At 56.7% G+C, this 14,518-nt stretch carries 9 protein-coding genes; 8 read left to right on the top strand and 1 reads right to left on the bottom strand.

Features of this window, described 5'->3' with window-relative positions; genetic code table 11:
- Nucleotides 1-26: 26 nt before the first annotated feature.
- The 8 genes from MKY58_RS17895 to MKY58_RS17860 all read left to right on the top strand — a co-directional run bounded on the left by MKY58_RS17895 (nt 27) and on the right by MKY58_RS17860 (nt 12,464).
- Nucleotides 27-1,844: an adenine deaminase C-terminal domain-containing protein gene (locus tag MKY58_RS17895; RefSeq protein ID WP_339321439.1), complete on the top strand. Its 1,818-nt coding sequence runs from the start codon at nt 27-29 to the stop codon at nt 1,842-1,844.
- 202 nt (nt 1,845-2,046) lie between these two features.
- Nucleotides 2,047-4,401: an RNA polymerase recycling motor HelD gene (gene helD, locus MKY58_RS17890; protein ID WP_339321438.1), complete on the top strand. Its 2,355-nt coding sequence runs from the start codon at nt 2,047-2,049 to the stop codon at nt 4,399-4,401.
- A gap of 123 nt (nt 4,402-4,524) precedes the next feature.
- Nucleotides 4,525-5,796, top strand: coding sequence for an MFS transporter (locus tag MKY58_RS17885; RefSeq protein WP_339321437.1), 1,272 nt, complete (start codon nt 4,525-4,527; stop codon nt 5,794-5,796).
- A 591-nt stretch (nt 5,797-6,387) separates the two neighbouring features.
- Complete coding sequence (locus MKY58_RS17880) at nt 6,388-8,454, top strand: bifunctional aldolase/short-chain dehydrogenase (RefSeq protein WP_339321436.1); 2,067 nt, start codon at nt 6,388-6,390, stop codon at nt 8,452-8,454.
- 176 nt (nt 8,455-8,630) lie between these two features.
- A complete protein-coding gene (locus tag MKY58_RS17875; RefSeq protein WP_339321435.1) occupies nt 8,631-9,380 on the top strand; it encodes a (Fe-S)-binding protein in 750 nt (249 codons plus the stop codon).
- Nucleotides 9,358-10,857 carry a LutB/LldF family L-lactate oxidation iron-sulfur protein gene (locus tag MKY58_RS17870; RefSeq protein WP_339321434.1) on the top strand — a complete coding sequence of 500 codons (1,500 nt, stop codon included), beginning with the start codon at nt 9,358-9,360 and terminating at the stop codon, nt 10,855-10,857. Before MKY58_RS17875 ends, MKY58_RS17870 begins: the two co-directional genes overlap by 23 nt.
- Before the next feature lie 2 nt (nt 10,858-10,859).
- Entirely contained in the window at nt 10,860-11,585 is a 726-nt protein-coding gene (locus MKY58_RS17865) for an LUD domain-containing protein (protein WP_339321433.1), read from the top strand.
- Nucleotides 11,586-11,702: 117 nt separating this feature from the next.
- Nucleotides 11,703-12,464, top strand: a complete 762-nt coding sequence (locus tag MKY58_RS17860; protein ID WP_339321432.1) for a DeoR/GlpR family DNA-binding transcription regulator — start codon at nt 11,703-11,705, stop codon at nt 12,462-12,464.
- A 157-nt stretch (nt 12,465-12,621) separates the two neighbouring features.
- Here the strand turns inward: MKY58_RS17860 and MKY58_RS17855 are convergent, their stop codons facing one another.
- Complete coding sequence (locus tag MKY58_RS17855) at nt 12,622-14,484, bottom strand: LTA synthase family protein (protein WP_339321431.1); 1,863 nt, start codon at nt 14,482-14,484, stop codon at nt 12,622-12,624.
- Nucleotides 14,485-14,518 lie beyond the last annotated feature (34 nt).

Genomic DNA, 14,518 nt, shown 5'->3' with positions numbered 1-14,518 from the left:
GGTTAAAGAGAAATGGAGGGTTTACTTTGAAAAAGACAGCATGGGGAAGACGCCCTTTCGCGGAATGCGTGCCGGAGCTGGTGGCCGCCGCCCGCGGCGATCTGAAAGCGACTTTGGTCATTCAAAACGTTCGTTTGGTGAACGTCGTATCGGGCGAGATCCTTCCGGGCATGTCGATCGCGGCAAGAGGCGCCCGCATCGTATACGTAGGCCGGGACGTCAGCCACACGATCGGCGAAGAAACGAAGGTCATCGACGGCGGAGGCAGATATGCGGCGCCGGGTTTGCTTGACGGCCACTGCCATATCGAAAGCACGCAAATGACGGCGACGGAGTTTGCCCGGGCGGTGCTGCCGCTTGGCACGACCGGCGGTTTTTTCGATGCCCATGAAATATCCAACGTGCTGGGACTGGACGGGCTCCGGTTTATGCTGGAGGAAGCGAGATCCACTCCGCTTGCGGCATATATGCAGGTCGCGTCCTGCGTTCCTTCGACGCATCCGGGCCTCGAAACGACGGGGGCTTTCATCGGGCCGGAAGAGGTTGCCGAAGCGCTGGGCTGGGGAGACGACATGATCGGCCTCGGCGAAGTGATGAATTTCCCGGGCGTCGTGTACGGCGACGATAAGATGATCGGGGAGATCCAGGCGACACTGGCCGCGGGAAAATTCGCCGACGGGCATTTCACATGGAAATCGGACGATTGGCGTCTGCCGGTATACGCGGCCAGCGGGGTGAACGGCGACCACGAATGCGTGACCGCCGAAGACGTCATCGAACGCGTCCGGCTCGGCATGTATGCGAAAATGCGCCAAGGGTCGGCTTGGCATGACGTGGCCGCAACGATCAAAGCGCATACCGAAGGCGGTTTGGACACGCGGCGGATGATCCTGGTTACCGATGACCGCAGCTCCGAGTCGCTGATGAACGAAGGTCACATGAACTTCGTCGTCCGGCATGCGATATCGCAAGGCGTGAAACCTGTGACGGCTTTCCAAATGGCCACGATCAACACGGCCGAAAGATTCGGTTTGTCACGGGACATCGGGGCGATCATTCCGGGAGCCTATGCCGACATTATCCTGCTGGACGGGAATTTGGCGGACGTCAACGTGACGATGACGATTGCCGCGGGGCAGGTCGTGGCGGAGAACGGCCGAATGACCGCGGATTGGGAACGCTATAAGCTTCCCGCGACGGCATTTCATACCGTCAAGCTGAACCGGACGCTGACGGCAAGCGATTTTGCCATTGCGGCGCCTGTCGCCGACGGAATAGCCGTGGCTCGGGCGATCGAAGTCGTCGAAAACCATGTGGACACCCTGGAGCGGCATGTAAAGGTGAACGTGAAAAACGGAAAGGCGCTGCCCGACCCGAAAGACGACCTGTGCAAGATGGCGGTGTTTGAACGCCATGGCAAAGGCGGCGGGCACGCGCTGGGCATCGTGAAAGGCATCGGGTTCGTGAAGCCGGCAGCGATTGCGATGACGGTTGCCCATGACAGCCATAACTTGACGGTCATCGGCAATGACGACGAGTTGATGGCGCGCGCAGGCAACCGGGTCGCGGAAATGCAAGGCGGCGTGGTCATGTGGACCGAAGAAGGCGTAACGGAGTTTCCGCTAACGGTAGGGGGCATTATGTCGGACAAGCCGTTCGAAACGGTCGCCCGCGAGTCCGAGGCGATCAGCCAAGCGCTCCTTCAGGCGGGGTGCCCGCTGAACAATGCGTTTATGACCTTGTCTTTGCTGGCGCTGGTGGTCATCCCGGAAATTCGCTTGTCGGATAAAGGCTTGGTGCGAATTTCGGCGGAAGGCATCGATATCGTGCCTTTGTTCCTGTAACCGCTGAAAGCGGAGTTGAATCGATTCCGGCCATTCAAAAAGGGGAGCCCATCGGCTCCCCTTAAACGTTTGATTTTCATGATGGTTCTTGATAAAATAGAACATACGGCCCTACAAATGGGGCAATATGCACAGAGATTGCTTTTTCATTATAACATATGGGAAAGATATTGTCAAATATATAAAGGGGATGAAGACAGGCATGGACTTGAACGATCAGGATTGGCAGGACGAACAACGGCGGGTCGATTCGGTTACCCGGAAAATCGCCGTCCGCAAAGAAGCGCTTGAGGCCGACGTGGGCGTCGTCCGGGGCGATGTCGTCGAGCTGCGCAAGGATTTCTGGGACGAAGTCCGGGTCAATTTCAGCAGTTCCGACGATCTGGGAGAAACGTCCACCAGCTTGCGTCAGCAATCCCAAGTGTTGTCCGAGCGCGAACGGGCGCACCTGCAGGCTTCGGAAACGCTGAAGAAGCTGCGGCTGCTCGTCAAATCGCCGTATTTCGGACGGATCGATTTTAAGGAAGAAGGACAAACGCGAACGGAAAAAATCTATCTCGGCATCGCCTCGTTCCTTGACGACGATCAGGAAACGTTCCTCGTGTACGACTGGCGCGCCCCGGTATCCAGCCTCTATTACGACTGGGCGCCCGGCCCGGCTTCCTACGAGACGCCAAGCGGGGAAATCAGCGGCCGAATGGAGCTTAAACGCCAGTTCGTTATCCGCGACGGACGCATTAAGGTCATGTTCGACACCGGCGTCACCATCGGAGACGAGCTGCTGCAGCAGGTGCTCAGCCATTCTTCCGACAACCAGATGAAAAGCATCGTGGCAACGATCCAGAAGGAGCAAAACGCGGTGATCCGCAACGACAAAAGCCGGATGCTTATCGTTCAGGGAGCCGCCGGAAGCGGAAAGACCTCGGCCGCGCTCCAAAGGGTCGCCTATTTATTGTATAAATACCGGGAATCGCTAAAAGCGGATCAGGTGATCCTGTTTTCCCCGAACCCGATGTTCAACAGCTACGTTTCGACCGTGCTGCCCGAACTTGGGGAGGACAACATGCTGCAGACCACCTTCCAGGCTTATCTGGAGCATCGGCTCGGCCGGGATTTCGACCTGGAGGACGTCTTTTCGCAGATGGAGACGATTTTGAAGGCCGAGGAAGGTCCGTGGCTGAAGGTCAAACGCGCGTCGATCGCATACAAATCGTCTACGGCGTTCCTCGAAACGATACAGAGATACAAGGACCGCTTGGAGCTAAGCGGAATGAAATTCAAGCCGGTCCGGTTCAAAGGCCGTCTGATCGTTTCCGAGCAGGCGATGCAGGAGAAGTTTTACGGCTTCGACCCGAGCGTACGTCTTGCCAACCGCGTGGAACTGCTCAAGGATTGGCTGCTGAAGGAGCTTGCGCAGTTCGCTAAGCAGGAACGGAAGGAGCCTTGGGTCGACGAACAAATTCAGCTGCTTGACCCCGACGAATACCAGAAGGCATATACGCGCGTCCGCCGTAAGCAAGGGGCCAAAAGCGAAACCTTCGACGACTTTGACCGCGAACGCAGCCTGCTTGCGAAAATGGTCGTCAACGAGTGGCTGAAACCGGTGCGGAAATGGATCAAACGGATGCGGTTCGTGGACGTGAAGGCGATGTATCAGGAGCTGTGCCAGAACCGGGACTTGTTTATGAGCATCAGCGCGGACGGCAAGCTCCCGGAAGAATATGAGGAAATCGGCAGGCAGACGGTCGGGGAGATGAACGAAGGAAGGCTTCCTTATGAAGACGTAACCCCGTATCTGTATTTGCAGGATCTTCTGAAGGGGTTCCAAACCAACAACGTCATCCGCCATGTTTTCATCGATGAAGTGCAGGATTACTCCCCGTTCCAGCTGGAATACGTCAAGCGGATTTTCCCGCGTGCGCGGATGACGGCGCTCGGAGACCTGAACCAGGGGATCTATGCGCATACCGATGCGCTTGAAGGCAGCTTGGAATCGCTCAAAAAGCTGTACGGGGAGGAGTCGACCGAGGTCATCTCCCTGACGCGAAGCTACCGTTCGACGCTTGAAATCGTCGATTTCACGCGGAGCATGATGCCTGGGGGCGAATCGATCATTCCTTTCAACCGGCATGGGGAAAAACCCCGGCTGCATCTGGCGGGCGGCAGGGAAGAGCTGCATCGCGCCATCGTCGAGCATATCCAAAACCTGAACAGCCAAGGCTACGAGCATACGGCGATCATATGCAAAACGGCCGAGGAATGCGAGCAGGTCTACGAGGCTTTGAAAGAGCGTCTTCCGCTGAAAAAAATCGCCAAGACGACGCCGTCGTTCGTCACCGGGACCCTCGTGATTCCGTCCTATTTGGCCAAAGGCGTGGAATTCGACGCGGTGGTCATCTATGACGCCTCGGCGGACTCCTACAGCCGGGAATCCGAGCGCAAACTGTTTTATACCGCCTGCACGCGGGCGATGCATCAGCTCCGCATGTTCAGCCTGGGCGAGCCTTGCCGCTTTATTCAGGACGCGGACCCGGATAAATACGTCGTCGAAACATAAACAGGCTGACCGAAATGCCGCCGTCCCAGCGTTTGCCGCTTGGGGCGGCGGTTTTGCATAGTTCCGGACAAAAGAAACCACAATATAACGAGTTGTTAACCGAACATAAAAGGTGGTTTAGTCATGGAAGACAAAAAATGGGACTTGGCGGCCTTAGCCTCCATTCCTTTAATCATGACCCTCGGCAACTCCATGCTGATTCCCATTTTGCCGCAAATTTCGCAGCAGCTCCATGTCGGTCCGTTCCAGGTCAGCATGCTGATTACCGTCTACGCGGTGGTTGCCATCCTTCTGATTCCGATCGCGGGTTATTTATCCGACCGCTACGGCCGGAAAACCGTCATCATCCCCAGTTTGATCATTGCCGCTGTCGGTGGAGCGCTTTCCGGAGTGGCAGCTTGGATGACGGAGGGGCTCGCGGCTTATTGGATTATCCTTGGCGGCCGTTTCCTTCAGGGCATCGGAGCGGCCGGAGCTTTTCCGATCGTGCTGCCGCTCGTCGGAGACATGTTCAAGGAAGAGGACGACGTCAGCAAAAGCCTGGGGATCATCGAAACTTCCAATACCTTCGGCAAAGTACTGAGCCCCATCCTGGGAGCGGCTTTGGCTAGCGTGATCTGGTATTTGCCGTTTCTGAGCATCCCGGTCTTATGCGTGATTTCATTGCTGATGGTTCTGTTTTTCGTCAAACCGCCTAAAAAGAAGGATGATGATGATCATTCGATCGGCAGCTTCCTTCGCGATACGAAGGCCATTTTGCGCGAAAAAGGAAGATGGCTGTACGCCATTTTTGCGGTCGGCGGCATCAGCATGTTCATTTTGTTCGGCGTCCTGTTTTATTTATCCGAAACGCTTGAAAGCAAATACGGACTGGGCGGCGTCATCAAAGGGCTGGTGCTCGCGATTCCGCTTGCGGTGCTTTGCCTTGCGTCGTTTGTGGCCGGCAAAGTCATCGGGAAAAACAAGAAGCGGATGAAATGGACGGGATTCTGCGGCATGGCCGTACTGACCATATGCCTGGTCATTACCGGCTTCAGCGCCCAAATCATTTTCGTCGTCGCGTTTTTTTCGTTATGCGGAGCCGGAATCGGCACGGTCCTGCCGTGCATGGATGCGCTGATCACCGAAGGCATCGACGAGAAGCAGCGCGGAACCATTACGTCCCTCTACAGCAGCATGCGTTTCATCGGGGTGTCCTTGGGCCCGCCGGCGGTTTCCCTCCTCATGAAAACAAACCATTGGGTTTTGTTCGGCGTCATGGCTGCGGTGGGCGCGGTCGGGGGATTGCTGACGCTGTTTGCGGTCAAACCGGAGGAAAATAAGACGGATACCCCGACGGAAAGCAAATTCAAGCCTCCCGCAGGCATGGCCGTAAAACGGGCCAAGGCCAGGTAAGCTCTGCGAAAAAAACGCAAAAAGATAGTCATGTCTTCAGGCGCCGCCTTATACAATATAGTGATGTCCCCGTCCCTTGCGCCATTTGTTCCGCGGCTTGGCGTTTCAAGCGGCCGTGGAACGCCGCCCTAACCTTGGCCGGGAGCCGGCCCGCGTCATGGACGACAACCGGCGGAACTACGAAAACGCACCCGTGCAACGCGGTATCCCATGCCGATACGGACGAATGATGCATCGCTTCAGCACTCTTTCCGCGGCCCCATACGATGGTCGGGCTCCCGTCGTTCCAAGGGAGGGACATCCGGTTCGATGGGAACGGCCCCAAAATGATATTTTGGGGCTTTTTTGCGGTTCGGATGCAGTTTCGGATTACATTTTCGGATCGGGTTTATGTTCATAGATCTGCTGCCAATCATTCAAAGACGCAACCGCATTCCGGTTTCCGTCTTTTTTTGTTTTTGCGGTTTATGCGAATGAATCAAATAAAAGAACAAAAAAATGGGTGCCAAAACAAACACCATCTGTTATAATCAAGTCAATTCAAACATAAACAAATGAAAACAAAACAATTCGGTACGGGAGGCATCATTCATGGTTCAAAGTCTTTGGAATAACGCAGAAGCATCCAAACATAAAGCGGGCGTGGAAGAGCTCGTATACCGCTCCAACCTGATCGGCAGCGACCGGAGCGTATGCAACTGGGGAGGCGGCAATACCTCGCTGAAAACGGTGGAAAAGGATTTTCGCGGCCGCGACGTGGAGGTCATGTGGGTGAAGGGCAGCGGCTCCGACCTGGCGACGATGAAAGCCCAGCATTTTACCGGACTTCGGCTTGAGGATATCCGGCCGCTGATCGAACGCGACGAAATGCCGGACGAAGAAATGGTCGCATATTTGTCCCACTGCATGATCGACAGCAAACATCCGAGAGCTTCGATCGAAACGCTGCTGCACGCGTTTCTGCCTTACCCGCACGTGGACCATACCCATCCGGACGCCATCATCAGCCTGTGCTGCGCGGATAACGGCAAAGAAATCGCGAAAGAAATTTACGGGGATACCTTCGTGTGGGTGCCGTACATCCGTCCGGGCTTCACGTTATCGAAAATGATCGCCGAAGGCGTCAAAAACAACCCGAACGCCCAGCTCGTGCTGATGGAAAAACACGGCCTCGTCACTTGGGGCGAAACGTCGGAAGCGTGCTACAACCAAACGATCGCGATGATTCAAAAAGCCGAAAGCTACATCAACGAACGGATTCAAGAGGATCGGGTGTTTGGCGGACGCCAAGCAGAGACGCTGCCGGAAGAGGAGCGCAAAGCCATCCTCGCGGAAGTGATGCCGGTCATTCGCGGCGCGGTCAGCGACGGCAAAAAAATGATCTGCACGTACGATGACGGGGACGACGTGCTCCAGTTCGTCAACAGCAAAAACGCCAAGGAGCTTTCCCAAGTCGGCGCAGCTTGCCCGGACCATCTGGTGCATACGAAACGCGTTCCGCTGTACGTCGAATGGGCGCCGTCCACCGGGGCAGCCGGACTGAAGGAGGCCGTTCGCAGCGGAATCGAAGCCTATAAAGAGGAATATAAAGCTTATTTCGAACGGAACAAACACGAAGGCGACGTCATGTTCGAAGCGGCTCCGCGCGTAATCCTCATCCCGGGGATCGGCATGGTGAACACGGGAAAAAGCGTGGCGATGGCCGGCGTCAGCGGCGCGCTGTACCACCGCGCGATTGCCGTCATGAAAGGCGCAACGGCGCTGGGCGAGTTCGTGTCGCTGAACGAAAACGAATCCTATAACGTGGAATATTGGCCGCTTGAGCTGTATAAGCTGACGTTGGCTCCCGCCGAAGCGGAATTTTCCCGCAAAGTCGCCTTCATCACCGGGGGCGCTGGCGGCATCGGCAGCGAAACGGCGCGGCGCCTCGTTTCCGAAGGGGCTCACGTCGTTTTGGCCGACCTCAATCTTGAAGGAGCCGAGAAGGTTGCGGCCGAAATCAACGCGCAGTATGGCGAAGGACGGGCCAAAGCCGTAAAAATGGACGTCACCAGCGAAGAAATGGTGATCGCGGCGCTGGGCGAAACGGCGCTGGCATACGGCGGCGTGGATATTATCGTCAACAATGCGGGGCTGGCGACTTCGAGCCCGTTCGACGAAACGTCGCTCAAGGAATGGAACCTGAATATGAACGTGCTGGGCACGGGGTATTTCCTTGTGGCACGCGAAGCGTTCAAGCAAATGAAAGAGCAGGGGCTCGGCGGCAGCATGATTTTCGTCGGCTCGAAAAACTCCGTTTACGCAGGCAAAAACGTGACGGCCTACAGCTCGGTCAAAGCGCTTGAAGCGCATCTGGCACGCTGCATCGCCGCCGAGGGCGGGGAGCACGGCATCCGCGTCAACACGATTTTGCCGGACGCGATCCTGCAGGGCTCCGCGATCTGGAATTCGAACTGGCGCAACGAGCGCGCCGCGGCTTACGGCATCGAACCGGACCAGCTGGAAGAGCATTACCGGAAGAGAACGACGCTGCTCGTCAATATTTATCCGAAGGACGTGGCGGAAGGCATCGCCTTCTTCGCGTCGTCGAAAGCCGAAAAAACGACGGGCTGCATGCTGACGATCGACGGCGGGGTGCCTGCCGCGTTCACGCGCTGATTCCCGGTTTGCGCCTGGCTCACGATTATCTTATGATCCCATGAACAACGCAATCCCCGCCATGTCCGAAAAGAGCGCCGTACACGCCTCGTCTCGGGCATGTGGGGATTGATTTTCTATCCGGGCCATGGGCCGGCTCGAATGTTGCGCTTAGCGCAAAGGAGGAGAATGCTAGGATGAAAGTGTCGCTTTTTATTACCTGCATCAGCGATGCGCTGTTTCCGCCGATCGGCGAAGCGATGACGCAGCTGCTTGCCCGCTACGGCGTCAGGCTGGATTTTCCGAAGGTGCAGACCTGCTGCGGCCAGCCGGCCTTCAACAGCGGTTATTGGGACGAAGCAAGAGCTTCGGCCAAAACGATTTTGGAAGCGTTTGACGACAGCGATTTCGTGATTGCGCCTTCAGGCTCCTGCACGGGCATGATCCATCATTATTATCCGAAGCTGTTCGAACACGACGCCGCGCTGCTTGAAAAAAGCCGCCGGCTTCAAGAAAAGACGTACGAATTTACCCAATTCCTCGTCCAGGTCCTGGGTGTGACGGATGTCGGGGCGTATTTTCCGCATAAGGTGACCTACCATCCTTCCTGCCACGGCACGCGTCTGCTGGGGATCAAGGACGAGCCGATGGAGCTGATGAGCCATGTCGAAGGCATGGAATACGTTCCGCTTCCTTATGCCGAAGACTGCTGCGGTTTTGGCGGGACGTTTGCCGTCAAGATGAGCGAAATTTCCGGGGCGATGGTCGAAGAAAAAAGCCAGCATGTTCTGGAGACGGAAGCCGAGGTGCTCGTCGGCCTGGACATGGGCTGCCTGCTGAACATCGGCGGCAACCTGAAATTTCAGGGCAAGCCGGTCCGCGTGATGCATCTGGCCGAACTGCTGTACGAAGGGGTGAGGAACCGTGAGCAAACCGCAGGGGTCTAACGTCAAGGAGCGCGCGAGAACCGCTCTTCAAGATGAATTTCTGATCGATGCCGTCAAATTTACGACGGAAAGGCTGAAAAACGGCAAAAAAGCGGCGACGGCCGAACACGGCAACTGGGAGGAGTGGCGGGAGCGCGGCCGGCAAATCCGGGCCCACACGGTTGCCCATCTGGATTATTATTTGAGCCGTTTCATCGAAAACGCCCGCGCCCAAGGCGTTCACGTGCATTTTGCGCCGGAGGGGAAGGATGCGGCACGGATCGCCATGGACATCGTGAAGCACCGGGGCGCGAAATCGGTCGTCAAATCGAAGTCGATGGTGTCCGAGGAGGTCCACATCAACGAGGCTTTCGAACAAATCGGCATCGAGTCGATCGAAAGCGATTTGGGCGAATACATCATCCAGCTGGCCAACGAACCGCCTTCCCATATCATTATCCCGGCCATTCACAAAAACCGCCGCCAAATCGCGGAGCTGCTGTCGAAGGAAGCCGGGGAGACGCTGCCGCCCGAGACGCAGGTGCTTGCAGGTTTTGCGAGACGCAAGCTGCGCGACAAATTCCTTGAGGCGGACATCGGGCTGACGGGCTGCAATTTCGGCATCGCCGAGACGGGGACGGTCGTCATTTTCGAGAATGAAGGCAATGCCCGCATGGTCAGTACGGTGCCTAAAATCCAGATCACGCTGATGGGCATGGAACGGTTGATTCCGACATGGGACGATCTGGAGGTGATGGCCACGCTGCTGCCGAGATCGGCCACCGGCCAGAAAATGACCATGTACATGTCCGGCATTACGGGACCCAAGCGGACGGAGGACGGGGACGGACCGGAGGAGATGCATGTCATCATCGTCGACAACGGCAGGTCGCTGCAGCTCGGGGACCCGGATTTCCAGGAGCTGCTCAACTGCATCCGCTGCGGCGCCTGCTTGAACGCTTGCCCGGTGTACCGGCATATCGGAGGCCACTCTTATCCGGGAACGTACAGCGGCCCGATCGGCGCGGTGCTGACTCCGGCGCTGAACAAAAATGCGGAGGAGTGGCACGACATCGCCAATGCGTCCAGCCTGTGCGGCGCCTGTTACGAAGCCTGTCCCGTCAAAATCCCGCTTCACGACATGCTCGTATACCTGCGCAACCGGAAAGTGGAACGAGGAGTGACCGCGCCCGGCGAAAAAATGGCGATGAGAGGCTTCAAAATGCTGATGGGCAGCCACGCCTGGTTCGAGAGGGCGGTAAAAGCAGGGCAGCTGGGCCAAAAGCTGCTGGTTCGCGGCGGAGTCATCAAATCCAGGATCGGCCCGCTCGGCGGCTGGACGGCGTACCGCCATATTCCGGCGCTGCCTAAAAAATCGTTCCGGGAGCAGTGGACGAAAGTGACGGCGGAGGCCGAAAAGTCGTTCAAGCCGATGACGGATGAAATGAAGTCCCGCATGGAAAAGATCGTTCAGTCGCGGGCGAAGGGAGGGCATTAAACATGGCCAAATCCGATCCGGAATTTCTTGCCCGATTAGACCGCGAATCGCGGGAGGCGGAAAAGCGGTTTATCGGCAACATCGCAAACAGGCTGGGAAGACCGGCCGCCGGTCCGGCTCCGGTGCATCCGTACCGGGGGGCGCCGGATTTTTGGTCCTCCTATGAGCTGGGGACCGAAGAGAAAATCGGTCGTTTTATGGACAATTGGCGGGCTGCGGGCGGTTATCCCGAGCGAATCGCGTCCATGTCGGGCGTGCCTGAGGTCATCGCCCGCATCGCCAAAGAGCGGCAGGCGCGGTCGACGATCCGGCAAAACCTGCCGGAGCTGGCAAGCCTGCAGCTGGAGAGCGTCCTGCCCGAGCTTTCGCATCACGCCTGGAACGGCCGGGATCCCGAAGGCTCCCTGAACATTTGCGAGCAGGCGGACGTGGGCATCGTCCTCGCGGATCATGCGGTGGCTTATACCGGCACGATCGTCGTTGCGTCCTCTGCGGACAAAGGCCGCTCGGTATCGCTGCTGCCGAACGTGCTTATTGCCGTGATCCCGGCGGAACGCATGTACACCCGGCTCGGCGAGGCGATGAGCCGAGTCGCAAGTATCCCGGCCGAACGTTTCCCTGCCGGAGTCCATTTTATTTCCGGACCAAGCCGGTCGTCGGACATCGAAAACGACCTCACGATCGGCGTGCACGGCCCGGGTGCGGCCTATGCGCTGATCGTCGGATAGACCGGTAGCGGGACATGCGCCTGCATCCTGAGATTTGGTATAATAGGTTTTGTTTTCATGAACATTCCAAGTTGTGATTCTGGCTGGCGGGAAGGCCGGCGATGAAAGAGGGTAGCTATGTTAGTTGCGGAAAGATACGATAAAATCGTAAGCCTCGTCAACGAAAGAGGCAGCATCCGGGTATCCGAGCTCAGCGAGCTGTGCGGGGTCACGGAAGAAACGATCCGCCGCGATTTGGACCGTCTGGAGCAGCAGGGCAAGCTTCGGCGCAGCCACGGCGGGGCGGTGAGCGTCAAGGAGACACAGGCCGAAACCCCGTATTTCGAGCGGGAAGTCATGCACCAGGAAGAGAAAAAGCGCATCGCCAGAGCGGCTGTCGCCCGGATCGAACCGCATGACCGGATCGCGCTGGACGCCAGCTCGACGGCATGGTACATGGCATCGATCCTGCCGGATGTTCCGCTGACGGTGCTGACGAATTCGATCAAGGTAGCGTTGGAGCTATCGTCGAAGGAAAAAATCGAGGTGATCTCGACCGGCGGCATTTTGGCGGCAAGATCCCTTTCATATGTCGGACCGATGGCTGAGCGCAGCCTGGAGGCCTATTACGTCGAAAAAGCGTTCGTTTCGTGCAAAGGGGTGCACCCGGAGCGGGGCATCAGCGAATCGAACGAACTGCAGGCCATGGTCAAGCATAAGCTGATTAAGCAGGCCGCCAGCGTGTATTTATTGGCCGACGCCAGCAAAATCGGCGTGCAGGCTTTTACGCATGTGGCCGGATGGGAAGAGATCGATGCGGTCATTACGGACAGCCAGATCGAAAGCGCCGATGCCAAGCTTCTGCGGGAAAAAGGGATCGAGCTGATCGTCGCGGAGTAAGCGGTTCATGGATTGCATATAAACGAAAGGCTGCGTAAAAAGCGCCTGTTGGGCGTTCTTCGCGCAGCCCGGCTTCCATCAAAAAACACGGGCATCCTTCAAATCGGATGCCCGTGTTTTTTGCGCTGCCCTAAAAAAGGAAAGGAACGCATCGCCGTTATTCCCGTTTCGGCAGCAGCTTGACGTATTCGTCGGACAATTTCATTTGCGACAGGTTATAGTCGTAATCTGGTTTGTACTTGGCGAAATCGGCGACGGGTTCAAGCGTATCCAAATCGGTCGCGCTGCCGTCCTCGAACGTTTTGCCTGGGACGTACAAAATGTCGTCGTTAAAGAAGGAACCCGTCGGCAAATAATACCGGCTGCCGACGATGTTATGGTTGATGTTCAGCAAATCGTGGCCGAACGCGGTAAAGTTTTCTTCCTTCAGCGAGATGCCGAGGAGGTTGGCGAGCGTCGGCAAGATGTCCACCTGCCCCCCGACCTGCTTCAATTCCTGTCCCTGCACGCCGGGCACGTGGATCAGGAGCGGGATGTTGAACCGGGTGACGCGCGGATCGTATTTGATGCCAAGCGCCTGGCTGATCATCGCCGGATCGTTATCCTGCGGCTGCAGGCCGAAATGATCGCCGTAGATGACCAGGACGGTGTCGTCCCACATGCCATTTTGTTTCAATTGGTCGATCAAGGTTCCGATCGCGTAATCCGTGTAATTGACGGCAGCCAAGTAATTGCCGAGCTGCGTCCCTTTCAAGGCATCCGGGATGCCGATTTTCACCCGGTCCTCGGGCACGTTGAACGGAAAATGGCTGGACACCGTCACGAACTGCGCGTAAAAAGGTTTTTTCTCCCGATGAAGCTTGGAGAGCGTTTGGATGCCGAATTTGTACAATTCCTCGTCCGAAGCGCCAAATTCGTTAAAATGGTCGTTTTTATAATACGGCTTGTCGTAGTAATGGGTAAACTTCAAGGCCGGGTACAGCTTGTCCCGGTCCCAGAACTTGACGTCGTTCACATGGAACGTGGCCGATTCGTAATTTCTTTTTTCGAGCAGGCGCGGCATGCTTGGAAGCACGCGGTCGCCGTAACCCGTCGACATGGCCACGGCCGCCGTCGGATAAATCGAGGTGTTGCTCATGAATTCCGCATCGGAGGTGTTGCCTTGGCCGATCTGCTGGAATACCCGCGAGAAATAGAAGCCGTCCTTGGAAAGACCGTTCAGCACCGGCGTCAGCTCCTGGCCGTTCAGAGACAGATGGATCGGGAAGTTTTGGAAAGCCTCCATCTGAATGACGATGACGTTTTTGCCTTTGGCGGCCCCGAAAAATTTCGGCTGCGCTTGCGGATCGTCCTGGTATTTGAACATGGCTTCCTTCGATTCGATTTTCTTGACCGTATCCTTGATATTGCCGGAAGCGACGGCGACGGCTTCTTCCTTGGCTTTGAGCCCTGCGGCTACCTGGTAATTAAAAAAACCGAGATGCTCCGCTTGGAGCACTTCGTTCGTGATGCCCCGGTCTTTGACGATAAACCATGCCGTCGCGGCAAGGGCGACCACGCCGACGATCGCCGGCCATCTTTTGCGCAAAGGAGCGGACATGCTTGGCTTTCGTCCCATCAGCTTGCCGGCGATCCAAACCAGCGTGATGACGACGATATCGGCAAAAAAGAGGTAGTTCGCCGTTTGGATGGTCGACTGCACGCTGTCCTTGATCCCGCCGACCTGCTTCAGCTCGGAAAGGGCTGTATAAGTCGGAACGGTGTTGAAATGCTGGAAATACACCGCCGAGGCAAAAAAGATCAGCGAGCACAGCACATTGAAGATCCAGTACACGATCCCTTTCGCTTTGGAAGGGACGATGAGCTCCAGCAAGGACAGAAGAACCAGCAGCGAAGCGGCATCGGCCGCGATCCGGCTCCACATGATCTCGTGGAAGAAAAAATAGCGCAAAAGCATAAGCTTCAGCAGCAAAAGAATGAAAATCCCGACGACGGGCGTTTTTGGTTTTGATGATCGCATGGAAAAGTCTATCATTCCGGCTCCTTTCCTGGAG

Source organism: Paenibacillus sp. FSL W8-0194, from assembly GCF_037969745.1.
Lineage (GTDB): Bacteria > Bacillota > Bacilli > Paenibacillales > Paenibacillaceae > Paenibacillus_AQ > Paenibacillus_AQ cookii.
Note: the sequence above shows the minus strand (reverse complement) of the source record. Positions and strands in the feature narration are given on the sequence as shown.

Coding starts and splice junctions, on each gene's coding strand:
- MKY58_RS17885 (WP_339321437.1), top strand. CDS start 4,525: ATGGAAGACAAAAAATGGGACTTGGCGGCCTTAGCCTCCATTCCTTTA.
- MKY58_RS17865 (WP_339321433.1), top strand. CDS start 10,860: ATGGCCAAATCCGATCCGGAATTTCTTGCCCGATTAGACCGCGAATCG.
- MKY58_RS17880 (WP_339321436.1), top strand. CDS start 6,388: ATGGTTCAAAGTCTTTGGAATAACGCAGAAGCATCCAAACATAAAGCG.
- MKY58_RS17875 (WP_339321435.1), top strand. CDS start 8,631: ATGAAAGTGTCGCTTTTTATTACCTGCATCAGCGATGCGCTGTTTCCG.
- MKY58_RS17855 (WP_339321431.1), bottom strand. CDS start 14,484: ATGCGATCATCAAAACCAAAAACGCCCGTCGTCGGGATTTTCATTCTT.
- helD (WP_339321438.1), top strand. CDS start 2,047: ATGGACTTGAACGATCAGGATTGGCAGGACGAACAACGGCGGGTCGAT.
- MKY58_RS17860 (WP_339321432.1), top strand. CDS start 11,703: ATGTTAGTTGCGGAAAGATACGATAAAATCGTAAGCCTCGTCAACGAA.